We start from the raw sequence: 26,958 nt of genomic DNA, 5'->3' as shown, positions 1-26,958 counted from the left end.
TAACATTATATATGGTATTATATTTTTCGTCTACTAAAACAAGAGATTAAATTAGCAAACATTTTGCACAAATTAACAACATTGAATTACATCCGTTGTTTTTTTACAAACACTATTATATAATGAGGACGTAATGTAAAGGATTTCACTACCAAATCCAGAAAAGGAGCGATAAAACATGGTATTCGGAAAAGAAAAAAATGAATGGGAAACACTAAAAGGTGTATTCACAGCAACTGAGATCAATCAACAGCCTTCAACTTGGGCAAAAACAATCAAGCAGGTTGAAGATCACAAAGAAGAATTAAAAGCATTTATTGAAAATGTAACGAAGCATGATGATTACGATATTATCTTAACTGGTGCTGGTACTAGTGAGTTCGTGGGAAATGCAATTTATACATATGTTTCTAAAAGAACAAACTTTAAGACTAAATCATATGCTACTACAGATATCGTAGCAACTCCAGAAAACTACTTATCACAAACAAAACCAACATTATTAGTATCTTATGGACGTAGTGGTAACTCTCCAGAATCTGTTGGGGCAGTAGATGTTGCGGATGAAGTATGTGGTAAAAACTTATTCCACTTATTCATTACTTGTAATGCAGAAGGTGCTTTATCAAAAGCTGCAGAAAAAAGAGACAATGCATACGCAATTAATTTAACTCCAGAAACACATGATCAAAGTTTTGCGATGACTTCTAGTTTCTCAAATATGATGTTAGCTACTTTATTATGCTTCTCATTAGATGAATTAGATAGCGTAAAAGCTGAAATGAACGATGTTATCAATGCAAGTGAAAAAGCATTGGCTAATGAATGGTCTACATTAAAGAATATTATTGATACTTATGATTTCAATCGTATCGTTTATCTTGGAGCAAACTGCTTAAAAGGTATTGCACAGGAAAGCCAATTGAAAATGTTGGAACTTACCGCTGGTAAAGTAGCAACGATGTTTGATACTCCTATGGGATTTCGCCATGGACCTAAATCTATCATCAATGATGAGACGTTAACAGTCATATATATTAGCGACGATGCATATACTCGTCAATATGAAGTTGATTTAATCAAAGAAATGAGTGCTCAGCGTAAAGGAAATAAACTTGTTGCTATTATGAACAAAAAAGATGCTGAAGTTGCTAGTTTAGTAGATTACTCATTCGCATTTGATTTAGACAATGAACACAATAATGCGTTCTTGGGATTCAACTATATCATTGCTGCACAGATCATCGCATTGTTCAAATCATTAGCATATGATCTTACTCCAGACAATCCATGTCCAACAGGAGAAGTAAATCGTGTAGTAAAAGGTGTTATTTTACACCCATATACAAAAAAATAATAGGAGGAAATAAAAATGATCGGATTAATCGTAACAGGACACGGTAATTTTGCAACAGGATTAACAAGCTCACTTCAATTGATTGCAGGAGAACCTGAAAATTATGTAGCAGTTGACTTCTTACAAGAATATTCTGTTGAGGATTTAGAAAGAGAATTAAACAAAGCGTTTGATCAGTTGAAAGACTGTGAAGGAATTTTAGTTCTTTCTGACTTAGGTGGAGGTTCTCCATTTAAAACAGCGGTTACAATTGGTTATCCTAAAGGAAACGTAGAAGTATTAGCAGGAACAAACCTTCCAATGATGATTGAAGTCAATATGGCTCGTAAATTCATCGAAGAATTGCCAGCTCTTACTGAAATGGCTATGAACACTGGTAAAGATCAAGTTGTTCGTTATGAATTTGTACCTGTAGTACAGGAAATTCCTGAAGACGGTATTTAATAAGTAAATAAAAAGGTGTCGAGTAGACACCTTTTTTAGTTGTAGATTGTTTTTGCGTAATCTGTAGGAGTAATCCCGTATTGTTGCTTGAACTTACGAGAAAAGTAATGAATCGATGTAAATCCTAACATACTAGATATCTCACTAATTGTATAAATACTTTCTTTGATTAACAATTTACTCTTACTGAGCTTTAAATCACTAATATATTGCTTTGGTGCAACGGAGAGGTTGTTTTTGAACAACGTCTGAAGACTAGATCTAGAAATTAAGAACTTCATACAGATCTCTTCAATAGTTAACTGTTCATAAACGTGTTCATTAATATAAATAATGATTTCATTCAGTAATTCACTTTCGAATCGTTGCTGCATAGGTGTAGATGCGATAGGGGAGCTAGTTAAGAAATCGTATTGTAAAATCTTAATGATCATCTCTTTTAAATAGCATAGCATCAATTCACTATCATATAACATTTCATTACTACTGATTTTAATGAAGTTGTTGAGTGCGGCATGTATATCACGATGTGCATGATATACACGGTTGGTTAATAAGAATGGTTCTGGTACATCCATTTCAAATAGGAGTGTTAAGTAAGAACAGGATTTAGAATCACCAGTTTTTTGTGTGTGGTACTGGCCTGGGGCATAAAGTATTAAATCCATTTCATCTAATTTATAAGTTTCATCATCAACGGTTGTTTCTAATTCTCCATTATCAATAAATGTTAGTTCCCAAAATTCATGTTTTTCACCAGGAAAGGTATAATTTGCATTACGTACCTGATAATAATAACCTAGGATTTCTTTGATATTGATAGAAGAAATAATAGGGTCATAAACAATTGGGATATCTTCATATGTTCCATGAGTGCTCTTTTTTGATTTGAAGTCAGTTTCAATTTCAACTTTTGCATTTGAAGAAATACATAAAAAATTGAATTGAACATTCTTTTTAATTTTGATGAAACGATGAATTACAAATCGTTCGTAATTTTTAGCATCTTCATCTTCGCTGACTACTAGCATTACTATACCAGATAATACTTTCACATAAATATCTGTGTTATAGGAATAAAAGGTATCAAAGGATTTGTCTTTCAACTTGAGAACGGAATGGTTTAATTTTAAAGATTGACGACGATTTATTTCATTTACAATTTCTCCATATTTATTAAAAATAAAGCTGGTTGTTTTATTAAACATCGGTTGATCACCTCTTCTACATTAGTATATCAAATTTACTTGTTAGTATAAAGTAAAAAGATATGTAATTATATAGATATGAAAACAGTGAAAATGTAGATTTTTTATGAAAGCATTTACATTAACAAAGAGAATGATGAAAAAAAGAGATTTTTACAAATTTTATCACACAATCTACATAATATGTAATTTTTTGTAGCTTGTATGTAGAAAAACGCAAATTTGTACAAATTATGGGTCAAAAGTGCAAAAAGTTGTTAAAAAGTGCAAATAAGACAATAAAAAGTGTAAAGAATTCTTCCATCTTTTAGCATAGAATCAAAGTGAACTGAAAGGGTTTACTTACTCGATCCACCTCATCAGGATCAAGTAAATTAGTTCACGTTTAATTTGGTAGAAAGGAGAGAGCAAAATGCCAAACATTGTATTAACACGTATCGACAACCGTCTAATTCATGGACAGGTCGCTACACAATGGTGTGGAGTCGTAGGTGCAAACTTACTACTTGTAGCAAATGACAATGTAGCACATGATGAATTCCGTCAGGGATTAATGAACATGGCTGCACCTGCATATGCACAAACAAGATTCTTCACGATTGAAAAAACTTGTGCAATTATCGATAAAGCTAGTCCAGCTCAGAAAATTGCAATCATTTGTGAGAACCCACAAGATGTACTAAAATTAGTTGAAGGTGGAGTTCCAATTAAGAAACTTAATATCGGTAACATGCACATGGCAGAAGGAAAACGTCAAGTTGCTACTACTGTTGCAGTGGATGATGCTGATGTTGCATGTTTCAAAAAACTTCAGGACTTAGGGGTTGAACTGGAAATTAAACGTGTTCCAGACACAGCTACTGAAAGTACTGATAAATTATTTAAATAATAATTTATTAATTTAATTTTACAAATTTGAAAGGAGAAACAACATGGAAGTAAGTATTATTCAGGCTTTATTGGTCTTCATTGTTGCCTTTATTATGGGTATTGATCAATTTAGTTTCTTAGAATCTTTATATCAACCAATCGTATTGTGTCCAATCATTGGAGCAATCTTAGGTAAACCAGAACTTGGTATCGTAGTTGGTGGTGCTTATCAGTTAATTCAAATTGGTTCTATGCCAATCGGAGGAGCACAGCCACCTAACGCAATTCTTGGTGGTATCATGGCAACCGTATTCGCAATCTCTTTGGGAATGGAAGCTACAGCAGACGGTGTAGGTGCTGCAATGGGTCTTGCGATTCCTTTCGCAGTATTCGGACAATATGCAGTTACATTAACATTCACAATTATGTCTGGTATGATGGCAAAAGCTGATGCTTATGCTGAAACTGCTAACGCAACTGGAATCCGTAACATTAACTTCATGGAAATGGGAGTTTTAGGTGTTCTATTTGGAGCATTAGCTGTTGCTGGTCTATATGGTGGTTCTGAATTAGGTATGGCATTAAAAGATTTATCATTCCAATACTCTTGGGTAATGGCTGGATTAGATGCTGCCGGTGGAGCTATGAAGTTCGTCGGATTTGCAATCCTTATGAAAGTTATGATGTCTGGCGAAATGTGGGGATTCTTGCTTGCAGGTTTCACTATGGCAGTCATCTGCAATAACTTAGCAGCTATTTCTGGAGCAACTTTATTACTTTGTGCATTTGTTGGTGTTGCAATCGCATTGTACGACTATCAAATTAACACAAAAATCAAATCAAATGCTGGTTCAAATGTAGGAGGTGTTACTGATGGCATATAATATTCCTAAGAATTATCAAGATTTAACACCTGCTCCACAGTTGGATAAAGGTACATTAAACAAAATGGTATGGATGTCTTGTTTCTTACAAGCATCATTCAACTATGAAAGAATGCAAGCTTGTGGTTGGTTATGGGGTATCTTACCAGGATTAAAGAAAATCCATACAAACCAAGAAGACTTAAAAGCTTCTATGGCTCACAACCTTGATTTCTTGAATACTCACCCTTTCTTAGTAACATTCGTTATGGGTATTGTATTATCTCTTGAACAAAACAAAGCAGATACTGACACAATTCGTTCCGTACGTATCTCTGCAGCTGGTCCATTAGGTGGAATCGGTGATGCATTGTTCTGGTTAACATTAGTTCCTATTACTGCTGGTTTAACAGCTAACTTAGCAATGGATGGTAGCATCATTGGTGCTGTATTATTCCTAGTTATCTTCAATGCTGTTCAATTCGTAGTTCGTTGGTGGTTAATGCACTGGTCTTATAACTTAGGTACAAAAGCTGTAACTATGCTTACAAGTAACGCGAAAGAATTCACACGTGCTGCTTCTATCTTAGGTATCTTCGTTGTAGGTGGTTTGATCGCTACTTATGGTTCAACTTCATTACGTATCTACGTTGGTGAACCTGCAATCAACATCCAAGGATTATTAAATGGTATCTTACCTAAATTGATTCCATTAATGATTACAATCGGACTTTACTCATTAATCAAAAAAGGTTGGTCTCCAATCAAATGTATCATCTTAATCCTTATCACAGGAATCGTAGGATGTGCATTCGGAATCTTCGCTGGTGACTCTAAAGCAATGGATCAAGATGGAAAAACTATCAATGGTGGATATACACCACTTGTTGAATGGTATTCTTATCCAGAACCTGCTCCAGCTCCAAAAACAGGTGATGACGCTCTTAAAGCAATTCAGAACGTTGTTGATCAGTTATCAAAAGATGGTATTAAAGTAACAATGCCAGAATAATGTTTCGCAAAAAGCTCTCTCATCCTACTTTGTACATGGACATGTACAATGGATAAAGACCATAGGGAATCTCTATGGTCTTTTTTAGAAAAATAAACGAGGAAAACATATGAACATTTTTACTATTATTATATTTGGCATACTGATTGTTTGTATTTTAATGTATTACATTGTAAAAGGATTTTGTGTAAATAAAATCACAAAAGCTATCAAAAACAATGAGAATTCTAAAGTAATTCAATTAAGTAAACAGAAAATGACACAAAGATTTATGGGTGATTATGTATGTACACTGTATAGATTACGTGCATATTCAAACTTGGGTAACGAGAAAAATTTTAAAAAGGAATTAGATGCCACACTTGAAAAGGAATTTAACTTTGAACAGCAAAAAAGTTTCCTTGAAATGTACTATCACTACTTCTTATTAAAAGGTGATCGTGAATATAGTGAAAAACTATTAAATAAAATACAAGAATTAGGAGAGCCTTCTTTTCTTGCATATAATGAGCAGGCGTTTGAAGTCATGATCAATCATAGAACGGATTATATTGATGTACTTGATGCGGAAATTAACAGTAAGAAGCATTCTGGATTTGCCTTAGGTGTCATGGTATTTCTTATAGGTGAGCAATATCTTACATTAGGAGATAAAGAGGAGGCAAGAACTTACTTTTATAATAGTTTGTCCTGTTTTCATCCAGCGGCTGTTTATGTTCCTGTCGCAAAAAAACATGTTAATACTCTATCAGATGAGCTACAATTGGATCGTCCGAAGTATTAATGAAAAATCATTCTATGAATATACAACTTAAACTAGCAAGTCTTTATATTTTGTTAGTTTTTTTTGATTGAAAGATAGTTTAGTAGTACTCGTTGTAAATACAATATAACATAGTACTAGTGCAAGATTAAACATTTCGACCTTGTAATTTTTCCTATGAACTTGGTAAGCCCTAATTTTAAGATGACTGTTTGTTTATTTGGATCAAGAGGATTGTAAGGTTTGGTTATATATTTTCTACTAAATACTACATACATAAAATTATTGAATATAAGCAGTGGTTGTCCTATGTGAAGGGAAGATAACTGAACTACAATCTATCTTTTCAATAGTGCTATTTGTAAACGACCCCTTTTCAATTGGAAAATTTCTTTCAATGTATGTTTTCATATAGCTTAGTGTTATTTTAAACGATAATCTAGCTCTTTTTGTAATAGGAAATATAGAAATGGATATAAAACTTATATTGAAATTAAGAAAAAATTTTCACTTCATTTGTGTCTTCCGTGATTAGTAATAGCAATATATTACGTTTTATTGTATCCATAATAGTTCCCTGCATATATTTGCTACATATTATGAAAATTTCTTTTTTCCCTTCTTTATCATAAGAAAGAAAAAACTGGGTAAGCTTGAGTGAGTCCTTACGCAGTTTATAGTACATACTATTTACAATGTTGTTATATATTCAGATAATTATTAATAGTTTGGCAAGTCTAATTCAAGTTCATTAGAGAGTTCCTGAACATGCTTTTTTGCAGGGATTACATATACAGCACTTTTATGGAAACAAGAAATACTATTATAGTAATAAACGCGAGCTTCTTCTTTGTTTCCCAAAGTAAGATATTGCTCACCTATAAGATACACCATGACACCTAAGGCAAAGCCAGAATGTTTCTTGCTGTTAATTTCCGCATCAAGTACATCAATGTAGTCTGTCCTATGATTGAGCATAACCTCAAATGCCTGTTCATTATACGCAAGAAAGGATGGTTCTCCTAGTTCTTGTATTTCATTTAATAGTTTTTCACTATAGTCACGATCACCCTTTAATAAGAAGTAGTGGAAGTACATTTCAAGAAAATTCTTTCGTTGTTCAAAACTAAATTTCTTTTCAAGCGTTGCGTCTACTTCTTTTTTGAAATTTTTCTCATTGCCTAAGTTTGAATATGCACGTAATCTATACAATGTACATACATAGTCACCCATAAATCTTTTTGTTAATTTTTGTTTACTCAATTGTATTACTTTGGAATTCTCGTTATGTTTTATGGCTTTTGTGATTTTATTTACACAAATTCCTTTTAAAATATAGTACATAAAAATTCCAATTATTAATACACAAAATAGAATGTTAGTGAAATTTTCCATATGTTTTCCTCGTTTACTTTTTTAAAAAAGACCATAGAGAATCCCTATGGTCTTTATCCAGTGCACATGTCCATGTACAAAGTAGGATGAGAGAGCTTTTTTGCGAAACATTATTTAGGCATTGTAACTTTGATGCCTTCTTTTGATAACTGATCAACAACGTCTTGAACAACTTTAAGAGCGTCATCACCTGTTTTTGGAGCTGGAGCAGGTGCAGGTAATTTATACCATTCAATTGCTGGTGTATAACCGCCTTGAAGTGTATTTCCTTCTGTATCCTGTGCTTTAGAGTCACCAGCGAAGATTCCAAGTGCACATCCAAGAATACCAGTGATTAAGATTAAAACGATGCATTTGATTGGAGTCCATCCTTTTTTGATAAGGAAGTATAAACCAATTGTAATCATTAATGGTAACATTTTTGGTAAAATACCATCTAACATTTGTTGTACATTAATTGCTGGATCAGCAATTACAATACGAATAGAAGTTGTACCATATTGAGCAATCAAACCACCAACAACGAAGATACCTAAGATAGAAGCAGCACGTGTGAATTCTTTTGCGTTGCTTGTAAGCATAGTTACAGCTTTTGTACCTAAGTTATAAGACCAGTGCATTAACCACCAACGAACTACGAATTGTACAAGGTTGAAGATTACTAAGAATAAAATTGCACCAGTAATTTGGCCTTCCATGGCCATATTAGCTGTTAAACCAGCGGTAACAGGAACTAATGTTAACCAGAACAATGCATCACCGATTCCACCTAATGGACCAGCTGCAGAGATACGTACGGAACGAATTGTGTCAGTATCTGCTTTGTTTTGTTCAAGAGATAATACAATACCCATAACGAATGTTACTAAGAAAGGGTGAGTATTCAAGAAATCAAGGTTGTGAGCCATAGAAGCTTTTAAATCTTCTTGGTTTGTATGGATTTTCTTTAATCCTGGTAAGATACCCCATAACCAACCAGCAGCTTGCATTCTTTCATAGTTGAATGATGCTTGTAAGAAACAAGACATCCATACCATTTTGTTTAATGTACCTTTATCCAATTGTGGAGCAGGTGTTAAATCACTATATTGCTTTGGAATATTATATGCCATCAGTAACACCTCCTACATTTGAACCAGCATTTGCTTTAATTCTAGTGTTGATTTGGTAATCGTACAATGCGATTGCAAGACCAACGAATGCACAAAGCAATAAGTTTGCTTTAGCAATAGGAGAATTTACACAAATTACTGACATTGTGAATCCTGCAAATAAGAACCCCCACATTTCGCCAGACATCATAACTTTCATTAAGATAGCGAAACCTACGAATTTCATTGCAGCACCAGCAGCGTCTAATCCAGCCATTACCCAAGAGTATTGGAAAGATAAGTCTTTAAGAATTACACCTAATTCTTTACCACCATATAAACCAGCAACAGCTAATACGCCAAATAGAACACCTAAAACTCCCATTTCCATGAAGTTGATGTTACGAATACCTTTTGCATCTGCATTTTCTGCACATTTATCAGCTTTTGTCATCATACCTGACATAATTGTAAATGTTACAGTTACTGCATACTGTCCAAATACTGCAAATGGAACAGCTAAACCTAATGCAGCACCTACACCGTCTGCTGTAGCTTCCATTCCTAATGAAACTGCGAATACGGTTGCCATGATACCACCAATAATTGCGTTCGGTGGTTGTGCTCCACCAATTGGCATACTACCAATCTGCATCAACTGATATGCACCACCAACTACGATACCAAGTTCTAATTGGCCTAAGATTACACCAATCATAGGACACATAACAATTGGCTGATACAATGATTCTAAAAAACTAAATTGATCAATACCCATAATAAAGGCAACAATGAAGACCAATAGAGCCTGAATAATACTTACTTCCATGTTGTTTCTCCTTTCAAATTGTTAATTCTTATTTAAGTAATTTATGCAAGAGTCCCTTACCTGAAGATTAGCCCTATAAGAAGTAGTAATATATAGATCGCAAATTTCCTTTAGTTAGCTACGCGTTAGCTAGCTCGTAATAATGCATTGATTTTAAATTAAAAAAAGGGTATGGTTTAATTAGGAAAGCATAAGAAGGTGTTGGTAGTGTTGGAAAGAAATGTTGGTATCAAAAAAGCGAATGGAATGGGAAGTGTATACAGATTACAAGGGAATAGACGCAAGCCTTGGGTAGCTTGCGTTACTGCTGAATATATTTCTACCTCTGATAGCAAAAAACAGAAAAGAAAAATAATAGGCTATTATGAAACGGAAGAAATGGCTAATTTTTCTCTGTGGAATTATAATAAAAATCCTATCTTATTTGAAGAAATACAAAAAGCAGGAGCGATTACTTTTGAGGCAGTATATATTGATTGGTCATCGAATAAGTACAGGAATGTTTCACAAAATGCAATCAACGGATATAAAGCAGCATATGCAAAATGTCAGTCCATAAAAGATATGCCAATTTCGGAAATAAAAACAATGCATTTTCAAAGGATTATGGATGAAAGTAATCTATCACTTGCGAGTGATTTGAAGCTAAAATCACTTATGGTATTGGTTTGTGAATATGCAATGCAAAACGATATCATATCTAAGAATTATGCGAAATATGTTATTGTTAACCGTAAAAATGCAACTCCGAGTATTCATAAACCCTTTACCGAACAGGAAATTGATATCTTATTTGATCATGATAATATTCCGTTTGTGGATACGATATTGATTATGATCTACACAGGCTTTCGTGTAGGGGAATTATTTGCTTTAGAACGAAAAGATGTCGATATTAAAAATATGACGATTCGTGGAGGAAGTAAGAGTGAAGCTGGGAAGAATCGTCTTGTGCCAATACATGAAAAAATACAATCTTATGTTCTGAATTATTATAGGCATCAACACGACTATTTTATATGCGAATTAGATACTGGAAGAAAAATCAACTACCATTTCTATCGAAAAGAATATTTTAATCAAATCATGAACATGTTAGGTATGGAACACCTACCACATGATTGTAGACATACCTTTGCGACTCGTTTGAGCAACGTAGGAGCGAATACAAGCGCTATAAAGAAATTAATTGGACACAGTTCCTATTTAACAACAGAAAAGATTTACACACATAAAGATTTAGGACAATTACGGCGGGCTATAACAAGTTTAAAATGATGATAGCTACGTGTTAGCTATGTGGCGTATATGCAAAAAAGATACCGATGAGGGGTATCTTTTTTATGTACACTATGTTTTCTTTTTTGTTCTTGGTTTTGGTAGGGGAGTAACAGGCTCTAGTATTTCAATGATTTGCTTTGCGAAATCACGATTATCAATATCTAGTATGTAATGTTCCTTTGCCCCTATATAAGGAAGTCCAGTTTCCGATTTTTTCATAAGTTCTTCAATACATGGAAGCTTTTTTACGAATACAGTGTTATCGCATACTAATAAAATAGGTTTATCATTAACATATACCATATATTCACCGAACATTTTACGATAGCGAAGTTCACCTACTCCTTGTATTTGTTCACATACATATTCTATATAATCTATTGTTGTTGCCATATAAATTCCTCCTTATACATCTAACCATAACTTACAGTTTGCAATTCGTTTCCCTTGATCTCCTTGTTTTTCATCGTATGAAAATTGCGTCAATAATGCACAAGGAAACTCTTCACACAAACCACAATGCGCGTGTCCCTTTGTCTCGCAACAAGACTTCAATGGACATTCACCCCAAAATGGTTGTTTTATATTTACACATCCAAGACAACCCGTTTGTTCTTTGTATGTGCACGTACTACATGTAATACCACATCTTGATTCTATCATATGCCATCCTCCTTTTCTTAAAGGATAACATAGGCTTACTGACACCTGTGTGTCAGTGTTCTTCATATTTAAGTAAAAGTTTATGTGCTCTTTCTTTTATTACTTTACGAAGGTTAACTGGTTGTATGAGTTCTGCTTTATCTGCGAAGCTTAATATCCATTCTAGAAGATATTCTTCATTGGTGAATGGAAAGGTAAAGAGAAGAGAGCCATTATCTAGTTCTTGAAAGCTATCAATTCCATATTCATCGATCAAGCGATAGCGAACACTTGCGTCAAATAAGACTTCTGCGTGTATTTCATCTGTAAAATAATGATGAAAATCAAGGCTTTCACTTGGGATTTCTCTTAATGAAAAGAATTGAGAGGTGATAGAAAGATTCGTCATTCTAGATAGTTTGAACAATTTACACGTATCTTTACAAGATTCAAAACCTAACACATACCAGCTTGACCATTGAAAGACTATAATATAGGGTTCAACATAACGAAGACTTTCACCATTTGCATTATGATATTGGAAGGAGATAACGTTAGAATCTTCAATTGCTTGATGTAGTTTCTTAATGCTTATGGACAGTTTATCTTTATAGTGGGAAGATAAATCTATCATGATATGGTTTGCGATGTACATGTTTTCTGTTGTTGAGGCAAATTTTGAAATAACATTTTGATATCGATTATCTGTGGAGATACTATCCAAACATAAAAGACCACTACATATCGCTTCTAGTTCCTTTTTAGTAAAGAGTGTTTTATCTATTTTATAATCCTCACTAATCATAATGCCACCATCACTTCCGGTATTGGTGATGATGGGAATGCCTGCAAGTGTTAGATCTGTAACATCTCGATAAATGGTTCGTTTGGACACTTGAAAACGTTCCGCTAGATAACTAGCGGTTACTTTTTTGTTTTGTAGTAAGATTATAATCATAGCAAGTAAACGTTCTATTTTCATACGATTCCCCTTTGAGATCTATTACTATAAGAGTATCATATTTAGATCAGAAATTCATAAAAAAAAGGAACATAAGTTTCCTTTTTAAATAATGGCATCAATAATTCCATAAGATTTGGCTTCGTTTGCGTTCATATAGTAGTCACGATCACAATCTTTCATAATGGTTTCTTTATTTTGTTTGGTGTGATTACTAAGAATGGAATAAAGTCTTTGTTTTACAAGTTGCATGTGTTGTGCCGCTATCTCCATGTCCTTGGCTTGCCCTTGCATGCCTCCTAACGGCTGATGGATCATAATTTCACTATTCGATAGGGCGCAGCGTTTTCCACTTGTACCAGCGCTTAATAGCACCGCTGCCATACTTGCGCAAATACCCATGCAAATGGTAGACACCTCACATTTGATATAGTTCATAATATCATAAATGGCTAAACCTGCACTGACACTTCCCCCAGGGGAATTGATATACATTTGAATGGGATCATTGCTAATGCTGGACAAATATAACAGTTGGGCACATATTGAGGACGACATATTGTCATCAATTTCTCCAGTTAAAATAATAATTCTCTCCTTTAACAGACATGAATATAAATCATAAACTCGTTCACTGCTTGCATTTTTTTCTATGATGGTTGGTACAATCACCATGGTATCAACTCCAGTCTATACACAGTATGCTCGAAGTATGAAATTTAATACTGGAAGGGGTGGTGAAACTGTCATAGCGCTTGTAATCGTTTACATTACTCAGGGAAAGCATTCTTTCTGAAAAGCCTTATTTTAAAGGATTTTTAGGAATTGTGAAGATTGCGTAAAAAGTACAAAAAAAGTGCACAAGTGAAAAGATTGTCAATTGACAATTGGATTTATAGTACGTATAATAGAGATGTTAAAAAGGAGGACTTTGAAGATGACAGTAAAAGTTGCTATTAATGGATTCGGACGTATTGGACGTCTTGCATTCAGACAAATGTTCGGAGCTGAAGGATACGAAGTAGTTGCAATCAACGACTTAACTTCTCCTAAGATGCTTGCTCACTTATTAAAATATGATTCAGCACAGGGACGTTATGCTTTAGCTGATACAGTAACTGCAAGTGAAGATTCAATCACTGTAGATGGAAAAGAAATTAAAATCTATGCAGAAGCTGATGCTAAAAACTTACCTTGGGGTAAATTAGGGGTAGACGTTGTACTAGAATGTACAGGTTTCTACTTAACAAAAGAAAAAGCTAGCGCTCACGTTGAAGCTGGTGCTCGTAAAGTTGTTATTTCTGCTCCTGCAGGAAACGACCTTCCAACTATCGTATTCAACACAAACCATGATGTATTAAAAGCTGAAGACACAGTTATCTCTGCTGCTTCATGTACAACAAACTGCTTAGCTCCTATGGCGAAAGCATTGAATGACTTAGCAGCTGTTCAAAGTGGTATCATGACAACTGTTCATGCTTACACTGGAGATCAGATGACTCTTGATGGACCTCAGAGAAAAGGTGACTTACGTCGTGCACGTGCTGCAGCTGTAAACATCGTTCCTAACTCTACTGGTGCTGCAAAAGCTATCGGTCTAGTTATTCCTGAATTAAAAGGAAAATTAATCGGTTCTGCTCAACGTGTTCCAACTCCTACAGGATCAACTACAATCTTAGTTGCTGTTGTTAAAGGAAAAGTTACAGTTGACGAAATCAACGCTGCTATGAAAGCTGCTTCTAACGAATCATTCGGTTACACAACTGATGAAATCGTTTCTAGCGATGTTATCGGAATCAAATACGGTTCATTATTCGATGCTACTCAAACTATGGCTATCGAAATGGCTGATGGAAACACTCAAGTTCAGGTTGTTTCTTGGTATGATAACGAAAACTCTTACACTAGCCAGATGGTTAGAACAATCAAATACTTCTCTGAATTAGCTTAATTCTAGAACTATATGGTTACATAAAGAAGTCGGATATAAATTCCGGCTTTTTTGTTTGATTTTTTAGCAACTTCATCATAAAATATAAAGAAGAGGTGATTTCTATGGCAGTAAAGACAAGATTGATTCCTGGAGAAACAAACGGATTAAAAGATGTGGATGATTTAGATGCTGCATACATCAATGATTTAAAAGAATCTGGATTAAGTGAAGATTTGCTTGCTCAATTTATGGATATTAGTAATGAATTAAAAAAGGAAAAAGAAGAGAAACAGAAATAGAAGGCTTTTTATTGAAATATATGGAAAGACTTGTTATACTGAATACACGATAAACCTTTGATGAGGAATAGTATTTATAGATCAACACATAACAGCGATTTCTGAATGGTGGAAGCAGAAAATGTGTAGTATAAAGAATGCACCTTTGAGGGATCCTTCGAAAATGTAGAAGATACGTATGAACGGCGTTAACGTAAGAAAAGTGGAAGCATGTTTCAAATAGAGTGGAACCGCGCGTATAAGCGTCTCTATGAACTGCTTTTTTTATTTCTAAAGGAGATATGAACATGAGAATATTTAATAGTATGGAACAAAAAATAGAAGAATTTAAACCAATTCATGAGAATGAAGTAAGGATGTATGTATGTGGACCAACCGTATATAATTATCCACATGTGGGTAATGCCCGGCCAATCGTTGTATTCGATACTCTGAAAAGAACCTTTCAGGCGATTGGTTACAACGTAAAAATGGTTTCAAACTACACCGATGTTGATGATAAAATCATCAAAGTTGCGAAAGAGTGTGGAGTAAGTGAATCAGTTATAACGGAAAAGTTTATCAATGCATACAATGACGATCGTTTAGGTTTACATGCGATGATGCCTGATTCTGCACCTAAGGTTACAGAAACTATGGATGCCATCATTGACTTTATAGCGTTGTTAGTAAAACAAGGAAATGCATATGCTGTAGATGGTGATGTTTATTTTCGTGTGGGTAGCGTTGAACAATATGGGAATTTATCCAATCAACAAGTTGATGATTTGATTGTTGGTGCGAGAATTGATGAAAATAGTAAAAAAGAAAATCCTTTGGATTTTACTTTGTGGAAACGTACAGAAGATGGAATCAAATGGGATTCTCCTTGGTCTGTAGGGCGTCCTGGTTGGCATACTGAATGTGTAGTTATGATCAATCAAGAATTCAAAGAGCCTTTAATTGATATTCATGGTGGTGGAATGGATTTAAAATTCCCACATCATGAAAATGAAATTGCGCAATCACGTGCAGCTTTTAAGACTCCTATCGCTAATTATTGGATTCATAATGGAATGGTTAATATTGATGGAGAAAAGATGTCAAAGTCCTTAGGAAATGTAATCTGGGCAAAAGATATGATTGCGAAAATCGGAGGGAATGTTCTTCGTTGGCTAATGTTATCTACACATTATCGTAGTCCTTTAAATATCAATGAAGAAGGTATTGATACAGCTCGTACAGAGTTAAATAAAATACAAACATCATTGAAACAAGCATATGTGAAGCTATCTCTTGAAGATGAAACGATTGGTACAACCATGGATAACGATGTATTTGCTCCTTTTATAGAAGCTATGCAGGATGATTTGAATACACCAAATGCATTTGCGGCATTGTTTGACGCAGTGAAAGTATTGAATCAAACCATTCGTCAACGTGAAGTAGATGTCAAAGTACTATCTTCACAAGTATGTGCAGTAGAAAAGATGTTGGATGTTCTTGGAATTGAGAATATTCGTCTTGAAATGAGCGATGAAGATAAAGACTTGCACAAAAAATGGAAAGCTGCAGTTAAGGAAAAAGATTTTGAACATGCAGATGAATATCGTGCACAATTGATTGAAAGAGGAATCCTTTAATGAATGTTAGAGAGTATAATGGAACTTCTCTAGCATACATAGGGGATGCGGTCATGTCACTGTTTGTACGTGAAAAACTGCTTTCCATGGGGTATCAACAATCTAAAATACTACAGAAGAAAAGTGAAGGATGGGTTAGCGCAAAAGCACAGGCTTATTTCCTAGAGACACTACAGAATCAAAATTTTTTCACAGAAGAAGAATGGTCCATTGTTTTAAGAGGGAGAAATACAAATCCCAAAAGCAAAGCTAAAAATGCAGATGTATTAACTTATCGTAAGGCAACAGGACTAGAGTCTTTATTTGGATATCTTTATCTGATGAAACAGGAAGAGCGTCTACAAGAATTATGGTTAGCCATTCAAACTATAGGAGAATTACAATGACACAGTATGTATATGGTAAAAATGTTGTGAAACAACTCTTATCCGATGATAAGAAGATATATGAAATCGTTATGTTTGAACATATGAATGATGCAGAGTTTGAACTAGAAATCAAAAAACACAATATTCCTTTGAAAAAAATGGGACGAAAGAAGATGGATCAACTATTACAGGCGAGTAATCATCAAGGAATTGCGGCAAAAATAGATGATTATAAAACATATGAAATAGAAGATATTCTTGCGGATATCCCAAAAGGAAAAACACCTTTGTTGGTTATGTTGGATGGTTTAGAAGATCCTCATAATCTTGGGGCTATTCTTAGAACTTGTGATTGTGTTGGAGTGGATGGTGTAATCATCGGAAAACATCGCAATGTGAAGTTGACTCCTACTGTCGCTAAGGTTTCTACGGGTGCTATTGATACAGTTAAAGTTGCGATGGTAACCAATCTTGCGCAATCTTTAAAATATCTAAAGAAGCAAGGGTTTTGGATTGCGGGTGCTGATTTTGATAATTCTGTGGATTATCGTCAGGGACGTTATGATATGCCTTTGGTGTTAGTTGTTGGTAGTGAAGGCTTTGGTATTAGTTCTTTGGTAAAAAAGAACTGTGACTTTTGTGTAAGATTACCAATGGAGGGAAGTGTTTCTTCCTTAAATGCTTCTGTTGCTTGTGCGATTCTTTTATATCAAATTCATTCACAAAGAAATCCGTTATAGTACTTACTCCCATAATGGGAGGATATTATGCACTATGAGAATGATTATGAACTCATATATTTAATACATTCAAATGATGAAATAGCGTTGCGCCTTTTACTTGAAAAGTATGAAGGTTTCGCAAAGGCTACCATCAAGCGTTATAAAAAGAATATGGATCGAAAAATCTGTTACGATGATTTGATGCAATTGGCACGTATAAAACTCTTACAAGCTGTGGATAATTATCGTGTGGATTGTGACGTGGCTTTCTTTTGTTATTATGCAGATGTATTTCGAAATGCAATGATTGATGACTATCGTGAACGATTCACTTACAAGAGTGCGTGTGAACGTTTCACGTTATCATTGGATATGCAAGTTCGTGATATTTATGAACAGTACACATATTTGGATATAATGGAGTCTCAAACAACCGAAATTCCAGCGACTGTATGTGATCGTATCCTTAAAGCGAAGAGAAAATTATCGCCTATGGAAAAGCGTATTTTTGATTTACGTATGCAAGGGTATACGTATGTGCAGATATCACAACAGTTACAAATCAATACAAAGAAAGTAGATAACACACTACGTAAAATCAGAAAACAAAAAAGAAAATAATGATGAATTGACGAAATCATGACTTTATGATAAAGTTAATAGGCAAGAAAGAGGTGTTTTTTTTATGGGCGATAAAGTAATTTTGACATGCACAGAATGCCTTTCTCGAAATTATACTACAACAAAAAACAAAAAAACGCATACACAGCGTATTGAATTAAACAAATTTTGCAAGAAATGTGGTAAGCACACCATCCATAAAGAGACGAAATAAGGAGGATCACATATGAAATGGTTTAGTATCAGTGGAATTATTAGTGAAACAAAAAAGATCCAATGGCCTAAGGGAAAAGATTTGGCAAGAGATAGTATGACAGTATTCCTGTTTGTGTTCTTTCTTGGTGTATTCTTCTATTTATGTCAGTTTGTGACATCAGCATTCTTGAAAGTAATCGGAATATAGGAGGTATTATATGGACCAGGAAATTCAAAAAGAATGGTATGTAGTTAATACCTATGCAGGACATGAAAATCGTGTAAAAGAAAACTTAATGCGTCGTGTTGAAACAATGGGCTTGCAAGACAAGTTGTTTCGTATTGTTGTCGCAGAAGAAAAAGAAATAGAGTATAAGAACGGGAAAGAAGTTGAAAAGACTACAAACTTGTTCAGTGGATATTTATTCGTAGAAATGATGATGACAGATGAAGCATGGTATATCGTGCGTAATACTCCAGGAGTTACTGGGTTTATCGGTTCATCTGGTGGTGGTGCAAAACCATTCCCTGTTGCGGATGAAGAAATGGAAAGCATTTTACGTCGTTTAGGAATGAGCGAACGTAAAGTACAGATTAATTATGAAGTTGGAGATCGCGTACGTATTTTAAGTGGTGCATTTGCGAATGTAGAAGGTAGTGTAGAAGAATTACATGATGATACACAAACTGCAGTTGTACTTACAATCCTATTCGGACGTGAAACACCAACAGAAATTAGTTATGCTGAACTAGAAAAAGTTGAATTCTAATTAGAATCTTAGTAATAAGATTCTTTTTTTTCGCATGAAGTGACAAAATTATGCAAGTACAAATACTATAATGAACACAGGAAGTGATGTTATGAAAGAAAGAGCGGGTCTCATTATTATGATTACTGGCGTGATTTTGCTTATCAAGCCAAATTTTGATATTGAGCAAATCGCTATGAGCTTCAATTATGTAGTCGCAAACTATTGGCCAGTAGCACTCGTTTTAATAGGATTGTTGTTAGTAAATCCAAAGAAGAAAAAGACAAGATCTAGATAAGAGATACTTGACAAATGTTCCCTTTCTACTATGATAAAAGGGTAAAGAAAGTAGGGACATTTATGAAAACATATTTAATTGATTTAGATGGTACTATGTACAGGGGTACAGAAATCATCGAAGGGGCAAAAGAATTTATTGATGCATTACTTGAAAAAGGGGAACATTTTGTATTTTTAACAAATAACGCAAAGCGAACTAAACGTCAAAATGTAGAACATATGGAGAAAATGGGATTCACAGGAATTAAAGAAGAACATTTCTTTACATCTAGTATGGCAGCTGCTCGCTATTGTGCATCGAGATATGAAGGAAGAAACGCATACTATATTGGACAAGATGGATTAAGAGAAGCATTACTAGATAGTGGGTTTCAAATCACGGAAGAAAATGTTGATTTTGTTTTTGTAGGGTTAGATACAACAGGTACTTATGAAAAATATTCTAAGGCATTGCATTATTTAACACAAGGTGCACAACTGATTGGAACAAATAACGATCGTTTGTTAGCACAACCTGGCGGTTTTCATATGGGGAATGGTTCTATTGTTGCGATGTTTGAATATGCGATTGGAAAAGAAAGTCCTAGGATTGGAAAACCATATGCGCCAATATTAGAAGAAGCGTTGTCTTATTTTGATTTAAAAAAAGAAGACTGTATATTGTTGGGTGACAATTTAGAGACAGATATTTTGTTAGGAGTAGACAATGATGTACAAACTATTTTTGTAACGAGCGGAGTGCACAGTAGAGAAGATATCGAACGTTTACAAATACAACCTACACATACGATTGATAACTTAAGAGAACTTATCAAATAACGCATGAACATGTGGAATTATGTACTTTGAGCGTATTTCTTTTACTACCTTTGTGGGTGTGTTATACTGAGCACGTAAGCAAGATATAAGGAGGACGTATTTATGTCAATGATTACAGATGTACATGCAAGAGAGATTTTGGATTCTAGAGGGAATCCAACAATAGAAGTTGAAGTAGAAACTGCATCCGGTATTATGGGACGCGCTATGGTGCCAAGTGGTGCTTCTACTGGTGAACGTGAAGCCTTAGAACTAAGAGATGGAGATAAGTCTCGTTATGGTGGAAAAGGTGTTTTACAAGCGGTTGAAAATGTTAACAACGTTTTAATTGATGTTGTATTAGGTATGGATGTATGCGATCAAGCGGGTATCGATAAAGCGTTGATTGAAGCAGATGGTACCAAAGATAAAGCAAAATATGGAGCCAATGCGATTTTAGGTATTTCTTTAGCAGTAGCACATGCGGCTGCGGCATACTTTGAAATGCCATTGTATCGCTACTTAGGTGGGATTCATGCGAAGACATTACCAGTTCCAATGATGAATGTATTAAATGGAGGAAGTCATGCAGATTCATCTGTAGATTTCCAAGAATTTATGATCATGCCAGTTGGGGCAAAAAGTATTCGCGAGGCAATTCAAATGGGTGCGGAAGTTTTCCATGCTTTGAAGAAAGTGTTGAAAGATAAAGGTCAAGTAACGGCTGTTGGAGATGAAGGTGGATTTGCGCCAAATCTAGAAGATAACGAAGCTCCTTTAAAATGCATCATGGAAGCGATTGAAGCTGCAGGGTATAAAGCTGGAGATGAAATTTGCATCGCAATGGATGTTGCGGCAAGTGAATTCTATAATACAGAAAGCAAAATGTACGATCTAAAGAAATCCGGACAAGGATCAAAAACTACGGATGAAATGATTGCATGGTATGATGAATTAGTAGAGAGATATCCAATTATTTCTATTGAAGATGGATTAGGAGAAAGAGATTGGGATGGTTGGAAGAAATTAACCGAACATCTTGGAAAGAAGATTCAGTTAGTGGGTGATGATTTATTTGTTACAAACCCTGAAATTTTACAAGAGGGAATTGATAAAGATATCGCTAACTCAATCTTAATTAAAGTAAACCAAATTGGTACTTTAAGCGAAACTTTCGAAGCGATGGAATTAGCAAAGAAACATGGTTATACTGCAGTCGTATCTCATCGTAGTGGTGAAACAGAAGATACAACAATTGCGGATATCGCAGTGGCATTCAACGCTGGTCAAATCAAAACAGGTTCTATGTCAAGAACAGATCGTATTGCGAAATACAACCAATTGTTACGAATTGAAGAAGAACTTGGTGATGTAGCTGTATTCCCAGGTAAATCTGCATTTTATAATATTTATAAGCACTAAAAAAGAGGACTTGCACTTTCTTTCATTATTGTATACAATATAAGTGCGTACATGATGACCCATATCATGTAGTACCTCGCTTTGCATAACAACATAAGAAACTATCGAAGTGTAGAGAGGAACTCCCGGGTTCCTTTTTTCTGTGGAAAAATTTAGGAGGTAATTATGAAAGAAAATAAAATGGGAAGTATGCCGATGAAAAAACTCATCATGACAATGTCATTGCCGATTATGGTATCTATGCTAGTACAAGCATTATATAACATTGTCGATAGTATGTTCGTCGCAAGAGTTTCAGAAGATGCGTTGGCAGCCGTGTCTCTATGTTATCCAATTCAAATGATATTGGTAGCTGTTGCTTGTGGTACTGGAGTTGGTATCAATGCATTATTATCCAGATATCTTGGGCAGAAAGAAAAAGACCAAGCAGCACAAGTAGCTTTGCATGGGATATTATTATCACTATTAAACGGGGCAGTCTTTGCGATCCTTGGAATCTTTTTCTCAGAGATGTTTTTGCGCTTGTTTACCCAAGATGCCGCAATCTTAGAAATGGGAATATCTTATATGCGTATTTGTACGATTTTCTCTGTAGGAGTATTTGTACAGATTACGTATGAGCGTATTATGCAATCGACGGGAAATACAATTTATAATATGATTATTCAAGGTGTGGGAGCACTCACGAATATCATTCTAGATCCAATCTTCATCTTTGGATATTTTGGGATACCAAAAATGGGAGTGAGTGGGGCAGCGATTGCGACAGTCATTGGACAAATGGTTGCCATGGTACTAGGAATTATGATTACGAAGCATAAAGTAAAAGAAATCGATTTACGTTTGAGTAAATTTCGTTTACAGCTTCCTTTGGTAAAGAAAATTTATGTAATCGCAATCCCTGCGATTCTTATGCAGTCTATTATGAGCTTTATGACGGTATTCATGAATATGATTCTTGCTACATTCTCAGCACTTGCAGTATCCGTATTCAGTATCTATTTCAAACTACAACAATTCGTATTTATGGCGGTATCAGGTATGAACAATGCCTTGATTCCAATCATTTCCTATAATTATGGAGCACGTAAAAAAGAACGTATCTTAGAGGCAATTCAGTTTTCGTTGTTGATCTCTTGTGTCATCATGATAGCGGGTTCTATCGTATTCCAATGGATTCCAGAACAATTACTGTATCTATTTGACGCAAAAGAAGAGATGCTTAACATTGGAATTCCATCTTTAAGAATCATTAGTATATCCTTTGTATTTGCAGGAATATCACTTGTTTTATGTTCGATATTTCAAGCGGTGGACCATGGTATCAAATCCTTGATGATTACCTTATTACGTCAGATGGTATTGTTGATACCAATGGCTTATATATTTGCCAGTATGTTTGGACTAGATGTATTATGGTGGGCATTCCCAATTACGGAAGGTATTTGTTGTGCAGCTAGTTTATGCATGTTAAAGGTTGTAAAGAAAAAAACGATACTTCCATTACACCGTGAGGAAGAACAAGCAAATGCCTAAGATTTCCAAAAAAAACAAAAACGTTTGTATTTTTGTGAAGTGTTTGCTATAATACTAACGTAGCGTTTAGCAGGAAGGAGGATAATATGAGCATATTTGAAATTTTATTAATGTTAATAGCGGTCGTATTGATCATACTTTCCTTATTACAAAGCGGAAAATCAGATGGATTAGGTAGTGCGTTTGGTGCTGGTGAAGGGTTGAACTTATTTGCCAATGTAAAAGAACGCGGGGCAGAGAAAATATTGTCCAATCTTACCTTAGTTTTAGGTATTGCATTCTTCGCTCTTGTTATAATCTTGCGTATTATATAATAAAGACCGTTTAAGGTCTTTTTTTAATGTTATAATAAGTAGTGGAATACAAAATAAAGGAGGGCTACCTATGAATATAAAAGAAAAAATTATTGCCCTTGTAAAAGATAACAGTTATAAGGGAATGGATGCAGCGAAGTTTTCTAGAGCATTAGATATGGAAGATAGCACGTCCTTCACAAATTTAATGAAAGAATTAAATAGCTTAGAAGTAGAACGAGTACTTGCAAGAGATCATCATGAGCACTATTATCTAAGTGAACAGTTAGGGTATGTGAGTGGAAACTTGCGTATCAATCCAAAGGGTTTTGGGTTTGTGGAAACCAAAGATACAAGCTTCTATATCAATCGAGATAATTTAGGATTGGGTATGGAAGGCGATGTAGTATACGCGAAAACATGGACGAACAACGATGGCTCTGTAGAAGGGGAAGTTTTAGAAGTCCTTGAACACAAAGTAAAACATGTGGTAGGTACCGTAAAAATAAAAGAGGGATCTCGCTACTTTTTACCTGACAACTATATGAACAATCGAAAATTTAAAATTACCAATTATGATGAGTTTCGTTTGGTAAATGATTCTAAGATTCTTCTTGCGATTGATGGATATGGACAGGTTTTAAAATGTCATATTGAAAAAGAGATTGGATATAAGTACGATCCAGGTATCGATATTTTATCTATTCTATTAGAGAAGGATATCAATCCGGAATTTAGTGATGAAGTAATGGCAGAAGTTAAAAAGATTCCAGAGAAAATCAGTAAAGAAGAATGTGAGAAGCGACAAGACTTACGTAATCTATTAACAATTACAATTGATGGAGAAGACGCAAAAGACTTAGATGATGCCATATCCATTGAAAAGATAGAAGATGGGTATCGTTTGTATGTACATATCGCAGACGTTTCACATTATGTAACAGAAGGAAGTGCGATTGATAAAGAAGCATATGCAAGAGGTACTTCTGTATATGTTGTGGATCGTGTAGTGCCTATGTTGCCTCATGCTTTATGTAATGGTATTTGTTCTTTGAATCCGAAAGTAGAACGATTAAGCGAAACATGTATGATGGAAATCGATCGCAAGGGAGAAGTACAGAATTATAAGATTTATCCTTCTATCATTAAATCCGATGAAAGAATGACCTACACCAATGTCAATAAAATATTGGCCGGAGATGAAAAGGTAAAAACAAAATATCCACATTTATTAAAGATGTGTATTGATATGAAAGTATTATCTGGCATTATACGTAAACGTAGAGAAAAGCTTGGTGCCATTGACTTTGATACAAAAGAAGCACGTATCCTAGTGGATGATCATGGAAAAGTGAAAGATATTGTCTTGCGTGAGCGAGGCGAAGCAGAGCGTATCATTGAAGATTTTATGATTGCAGCAAATGAAACCGTGGCAATGCATACTCGTTGGTTAGAAGTACCTAGCATGTATCGAATTCATGAAGCACCTGAGCCTAAGAAAATTCGTGAATTTGCACGTATTGCGAAATCCCTTGGGTATAACTTTCAAGGTGGAATCCAAAATGTATACCCTGCACAACTACAAAGCTTACTAAATGAAGCAAGAGGGCAAGAGAACTACAGTGTACTATCTACCTTTATGTTGAGAAGTATGCAAAAAGCACGTTATGATAATCGTTGTATCGGACACTTTGGATTAGCGCTAAAAAATTATTTGCATTTTACTTCTCCAATACGGCGTTATCCAGATTTAGTGGTCCACCGTATGTTGCGTAAATATGTATTTGAAGAACTACACGATGTGGATAAAATGAGCTTTGATGAAACATGGTGTGAATCTGCAGCAGATCAATCAAGTACAAGAGAGCGTAATGCAGTTGACGCAGAACGCGAAGTAGATGATATGAAAAAAGCAGAATATATGGAAGAGCGTGTTGGGAAAGTTTTTGAAGGTGTTATTAGTGGTATTACAAAGTTTGGAATGTTTGTAGAACTTGATAATACAGTAGAAGGACTTGTACATATTTCAACGATGCAAGATGATTACTATCATTATGATGGTGCGAGTAAATCTTTGATTGGAGAACATAGCGCGAAAGTTTATCACATGGGACAAAAAGTAATTGTACAATGTGTTGGCGCAAGTCGCTTTAAACGAGAAATTGATTTTGAGTTGGTTGTGAAGAAAACAAAAAACAAAAAACGATAAATTGTGAGGTAGAAGTATGAGAAAATTATTGGGTGTAGGATTGGTTTTGGTTCTTTTATGTGGATGCAGTGGAAACCTAAATGAAGAAGAACCTAAGAAAGAATCAGAAAAAACGGTAGAGAAGGATGATATCGTAGAAGTTAGTTTCAGTGCTGTTGGAGATAATCTTATTCATAATACGATTTATATGTACAATAGTATTGGAGATGGAAAATACGATTTCAAAGATATCTATGAACATACAAATTATTTAACACAAGATGCGGATATTTCTTATATTAATCAAGAGACGATGTGTGGAGGCAGTGAACTTGGATTGAGCTCTTATCCGTCCTTTAATAGCCCGTATGAGATTCTAGATGCAGTTAATAGTGCTGGATTTAACTGGATAGCAGCTAGTTCTAATCATTCTATGGATGCAGGTGAACAAGGAATCCTAAATCAATTGAATTATATAAAGAATCATTTTCCGGATATGAGTGTTACGGGAAGTCACGCATCAAAAGAAGATAGTGAAAAATTACAAGTTATTGAGAAGAAGGGCGTGAAATTTGGAATCCTTGGGTATACATATGGATTGAATGGATATAGCCTTCCTGAGGGCAAAGACTACTTAGTAGACCTCATTGACAAGGATAAGATTAAACATGACGTAGAACGCTTAAAAAAGGTGAGTGACGTCATAGTAGTGAGTATGCATTGGGGTAGTGAATACGCATTTACTCCAAATGAGGAACAACAAGACCTAGCACAGTTCTTGAGTGATTTAGGTGTTGATGTTATCATTGGAGAACATCCTCATGTGATTCAACCTATGGATTATGTAACAGGTAAAAATGGTAATAAAACATTGGTCATTTATTCCCTGGGAAATTTCTTATCAGCCCAAGACAATGCGGATAATATGCTAGGTGGTATGGCACGTTGGAAAATTGAATATAATAAAACAAAGAAGGAAACAACGATCAAAGATGTACAATTCCTTCCTACCATTACCTATATTCGAGGACAAATGGAATACTATAGAACCTATGTACTAAAAGATTACACAAACGAATTAGCCGCAAGCCATATGTTAACAACCAATTATGGACAAGATGTAACACGAGAATACTTTATCAATCGTGTGAATGAAATTATGAATGACAAAGTAGAAATCGTCTATTAACAAGAGA

At 34.8% G+C, this 26,958-nt stretch carries 31 protein-coding genes and 1 other annotated feature; of the genes, 23 read left to right on the top strand and 8 right to left on the bottom strand.

Features of this window, described 5'->3' with window-relative positions; all coding sequences use genetic code 11:
- The first annotated feature begins 178 nt into the window (after positions 1-178).
- Positions 179-1,357, top strand: coding sequence for an SIS domain-containing protein (locus tag ACWG0P_RS01180; protein ID WP_455800108.1), 1,179 nt, complete (start codon positions 179-181; stop codon positions 1,355-1,357).
- A 15-nt stretch (positions 1,358-1,372) separates the two neighbouring features.
- Positions 1,373-1,801, top strand: a complete 429-nt coding sequence (gene agaF / locus ACWG0P_RS01175; protein ID WP_455790148.1) for a PTS galactosamine/N-acetylgalactosamine transporter subunit IIA — start codon at positions 1,373-1,375, stop codon at positions 1,799-1,801.
- A gap of 35 nt (positions 1,802-1,836) precedes the next feature.
- Here the strand turns inward: agaF and ACWG0P_RS01170 are convergent, their stop codons facing one another.
- The gene (locus ACWG0P_RS01170) at positions 1,837-3,009 is read right to left on the bottom strand and encodes an AraC family transcriptional regulator (protein WP_455800107.1); all 1,173 of its coding nucleotides are present in this window, start codon (positions 3,007-3,009) and stop codon (positions 1,837-1,839) included.
- Between the two features lie 412 nt (positions 3,010-3,421).
- Between ACWG0P_RS01170 and agaV the strand changes: the two genes are divergently transcribed.
- The 4 genes from agaV to ACWG0P_RS01150 all read left to right on the top strand — a co-directional run bounded on the left by agaV (position 3,422) and on the right by ACWG0P_RS01150 (position 6,538).
- Positions 3,422-3,898 carry a PTS N-acetylgalactosamine transporter subunit IIB gene (gene agaV / locus ACWG0P_RS01165; protein WP_455800106.1) on the top strand — a complete coding sequence of 159 codons (477 nt, stop codon included), beginning with the start codon at positions 3,422-3,424 and terminating at the stop codon, positions 3,896-3,898.
- 43 nt (positions 3,899-3,941) lie between these two features.
- A complete protein-coding gene (locus ACWG0P_RS01160; RefSeq protein ID WP_455790151.1) occupies positions 3,942-4,763 on the top strand; it encodes a PTS mannose/fructose/sorbose/N-acetylgalactosamine transporter subunit IIC in 822 nt (273 codons plus the stop codon).
- On the top strand, positions 4,753-5,754 hold the full coding sequence (locus ACWG0P_RS01155) for a PTS system mannose/fructose/sorbose family transporter subunit IID (RefSeq protein ID WP_455790152.1): 1,002 nt from the start codon (positions 4,753-4,755) through the stop codon (positions 5,752-5,754). Before ACWG0P_RS01160 ends, ACWG0P_RS01155 begins: the two co-directional genes overlap by 11 nt.
- A gap of 109 nt (positions 5,755-5,863) precedes the next feature.
- The gene (locus ACWG0P_RS01150; protein ID WP_455800105.1) at positions 5,864-6,538 is read left to right on the top strand and encodes a hypothetical protein; all 675 of its coding nucleotides are present in this window, start codon (positions 5,864-5,866) and stop codon (positions 6,536-6,538) included.
- 699 nt (positions 6,539-7,237) lie between these two features.
- On the opposite strand, the gene ACWG0P_RS01145 is transcribed toward ACWG0P_RS01150, so the two are convergent.
- The 3 genes from ACWG0P_RS01145 to ACWG0P_RS01135 all read right to left on the bottom strand — a co-directional run bounded on the left by ACWG0P_RS01145 (position 7,238) and on the right by ACWG0P_RS01135 (position 9,832).
- Positions 7,238-7,912, bottom strand: coding sequence for a hypothetical protein (locus tag ACWG0P_RS01145; protein ID WP_455800104.1), 675 nt, complete (start codon positions 7,910-7,912; stop codon positions 7,238-7,240).
- A 110-nt stretch (positions 7,913-8,022) separates the two neighbouring features.
- Positions 8,023-9,024 (bottom strand): PTS system mannose/fructose/sorbose family transporter subunit IID, encoded by a 1,002-nt coding sequence (locus tag ACWG0P_RS01140; protein WP_455800103.1) that lies wholly within the window; start codon positions 9,022-9,024, stop codon positions 8,023-8,025.
- Entirely contained in the window at positions 9,014-9,832 is an 819-nt protein-coding gene (locus ACWG0P_RS01135; RefSeq protein WP_455800102.1) for a PTS mannose/fructose/sorbose/N-acetylgalactosamine transporter subunit IIC, read from the bottom strand. Before ACWG0P_RS01135 ends, ACWG0P_RS01140 begins: the two co-directional genes overlap by 11 nt.
- Before the next feature lie 207 nt (positions 9,833-10,039).
- Between ACWG0P_RS01135 and ACWG0P_RS01130 the strand changes: the two genes are divergently transcribed.
- Positions 10,040-11,110: a tyrosine-type recombinase/integrase gene (locus tag ACWG0P_RS01130; RefSeq protein WP_455800101.1), complete on the top strand. Its 1,071-nt coding sequence runs from the start codon at positions 10,040-10,042 to the stop codon at positions 11,108-11,110.
- 72 nt (positions 11,111-11,182) lie between these two features.
- Here ACWG0P_RS01130 and ACWG0P_RS01125 read toward each other — a convergent pair whose 3' ends face one another.
- The 4 genes from ACWG0P_RS01125 to ACWG0P_RS01110 form a co-directional block, all read right to left on the bottom strand.
- Entirely contained in the window at positions 11,183-11,506 is a 324-nt protein-coding gene (locus ACWG0P_RS01125) for a TfoX/Sxy family protein (protein ID WP_455800100.1), read from the bottom strand.
- Between the two features lie 12 nt (positions 11,507-11,518).
- On the bottom strand, positions 11,519-11,776 hold the full coding sequence (locus ACWG0P_RS01120) for a DUF3795 domain-containing protein (protein WP_455800099.1): 258 nt from the start codon (positions 11,774-11,776) through the stop codon (positions 11,519-11,521).
- Positions 11,777-11,828: 52 nt separating this feature from the next.
- A complete protein-coding gene (locus ACWG0P_RS01115; RefSeq protein WP_455800098.1) occupies positions 11,829-12,737 on the bottom strand; it encodes a helix-turn-helix transcriptional regulator in 909 nt (302 codons plus the stop codon).
- A gap of 84 nt (positions 12,738-12,821) precedes the next feature.
- The gene (locus ACWG0P_RS01110; protein ID WP_455790157.1) at positions 12,822-13,391 is read right to left on the bottom strand and encodes an ATP-dependent Clp protease proteolytic subunit; all 570 of its coding nucleotides are present in this window, start codon (positions 13,389-13,391) and stop codon (positions 12,822-12,824) included.
- 262 nt (positions 13,392-13,653) lie between these two features.
- On the opposite strand from ACWG0P_RS01110, the gene gap reads away from it, so the two are divergent.
- The 16 genes from gap to ACWG0P_RS01030 all read left to right on the top strand — a co-directional run bounded on the left by gap (position 13,654) and on the right by ACWG0P_RS01030 (position 26,951).
- Entirely contained in the window at positions 13,654-14,667 is a 1,014-nt protein-coding gene (gene gap / locus ACWG0P_RS01105) for a type I glyceraldehyde-3-phosphate dehydrogenase (RefSeq protein ID WP_455800097.1), read from the top strand.
- A gap of 104 nt (positions 14,668-14,771) precedes the next feature.
- Positions 14,772-14,948, top strand: a complete 177-nt coding sequence (locus tag ACWG0P_RS01100) for a hypothetical protein (RefSeq protein WP_455790158.1) — start codon at positions 14,772-14,774, stop codon at positions 14,946-14,948.
- Between the two features lie 48 nt (positions 14,949-14,996).
- Positions 14,997-15,201: a binding site (T-box leader), on the top strand.
- Positions 15,202-15,235: 34 nt separating this feature from the next.
- A complete protein-coding gene (gene cysS, locus ACWG0P_RS01095) occupies positions 15,236-16,570 on the top strand; it encodes a cysteine--tRNA ligase (RefSeq protein ID WP_455800096.1) in 1,335 nt (444 codons plus the stop codon).
- Entirely contained in the window at positions 16,570-16,956 is a 387-nt protein-coding gene (locus ACWG0P_RS01090; RefSeq protein ID WP_455790160.1) for a Mini-ribonuclease 3, read from the top strand. The genes cysS and ACWG0P_RS01090 overlap by 1 nt, the downstream gene beginning before the upstream one ends.
- Positions 16,953-17,678, top strand: coding sequence for a 23S rRNA (guanosine(2251)-2'-O)-methyltransferase RlmB (gene rlmB / locus ACWG0P_RS01085; protein WP_455800095.1), 726 nt, complete (start codon positions 16,953-16,955; stop codon positions 17,676-17,678). The genes ACWG0P_RS01090 and rlmB overlap by 4 nt, the downstream gene beginning before the upstream one ends.
- 27 nt (positions 17,679-17,705) lie before the next feature.
- Entirely contained in the window at positions 17,706-18,281 is a 576-nt protein-coding gene (locus ACWG0P_RS01080) for a sigma-70 family RNA polymerase sigma factor (protein ID WP_455790162.1), read from the top strand.
- 64 nt (positions 18,282-18,345) lie between these two features.
- Positions 18,346-18,495 carry a 50S ribosomal protein L33 gene (rpmG, locus tag ACWG0P_RS01075; RefSeq protein WP_455790163.1) on the top strand — a complete coding sequence of 50 codons (150 nt, stop codon included), beginning with the start codon at positions 18,346-18,348 and terminating at the stop codon, positions 18,493-18,495.
- Between the two features lie 12 nt (positions 18,496-18,507).
- On the top strand, positions 18,508-18,684 hold the full coding sequence (gene secE / locus ACWG0P_RS01070) for a preprotein translocase subunit SecE (protein WP_455790164.1): 177 nt from the start codon (positions 18,508-18,510) through the stop codon (positions 18,682-18,684).
- 10 nt (positions 18,685-18,694) lie between these two features.
- A complete protein-coding gene (nusG, locus tag ACWG0P_RS01065; protein WP_455790165.1) occupies positions 18,695-19,246 on the top strand; it encodes a transcription termination/antitermination protein NusG in 552 nt (183 codons plus the stop codon).
- 91 nt (positions 19,247-19,337) lie between these two features.
- Entirely contained in the window at positions 19,338-19,523 is a 186-nt protein-coding gene (locus ACWG0P_RS01060; RefSeq protein ID WP_455790166.1) for a hypothetical protein, read from the top strand.
- Positions 19,524-19,585: 62 nt separating this feature from the next.
- On the top strand, positions 19,586-20,344 hold the full coding sequence (locus ACWG0P_RS01055) for an HAD-IIA family hydrolase (RefSeq protein ID WP_455790167.1): 759 nt from the start codon (positions 19,586-19,588) through the stop codon (positions 20,342-20,344).
- Positions 20,345-20,446: 102 nt separating this feature from the next.
- Positions 20,447-21,745: a phosphopyruvate hydratase gene (eno, locus tag ACWG0P_RS01050; RefSeq protein ID WP_455800094.1), complete on the top strand. Its 1,299-nt coding sequence runs from the start codon at positions 20,447-20,449 to the stop codon at positions 21,743-21,745.
- Between the two features lie 165 nt (positions 21,746-21,910).
- Entirely contained in the window at positions 21,911-23,281 is a 1,371-nt protein-coding gene (locus tag ACWG0P_RS01045; protein WP_455800093.1) for an MATE family efflux transporter, read from the top strand.
- An 86-nt stretch (positions 23,282-23,367) separates the two neighbouring features.
- Positions 23,368-23,595, top strand: coding sequence for a preprotein translocase subunit SecG (secG, locus tag ACWG0P_RS01040; protein WP_455790170.1), 228 nt, complete (start codon positions 23,368-23,370; stop codon positions 23,593-23,595).
- Positions 23,596-23,665: 70 nt separating this feature from the next.
- Positions 23,666-25,783 (top strand): ribonuclease R, encoded by a 2,118-nt coding sequence (gene rnr / locus ACWG0P_RS01035; protein ID WP_455800092.1) that lies wholly within the window; start codon positions 23,666-23,668, stop codon positions 25,781-25,783.
- A 16-nt stretch (positions 25,784-25,799) separates the two neighbouring features.
- Positions 25,800-26,951 carry a CapA family protein gene (locus tag ACWG0P_RS01030; protein WP_455800091.1) on the top strand — a complete coding sequence of 384 codons (1,152 nt, stop codon included), beginning with the start codon at positions 25,800-25,802 and terminating at the stop codon, positions 26,949-26,951.
- The last annotated feature ends 7 nt before the right edge of the window (positions 26,952-26,958 follow it).

The sequence above is a fragment of the Amedibacillus sp. YH-ame6 genome, from assembly GCF_053848845.1.
Note: the sequence above shows the minus strand (reverse complement) of the source record. Positions and strands in the feature narration are given on the sequence as shown.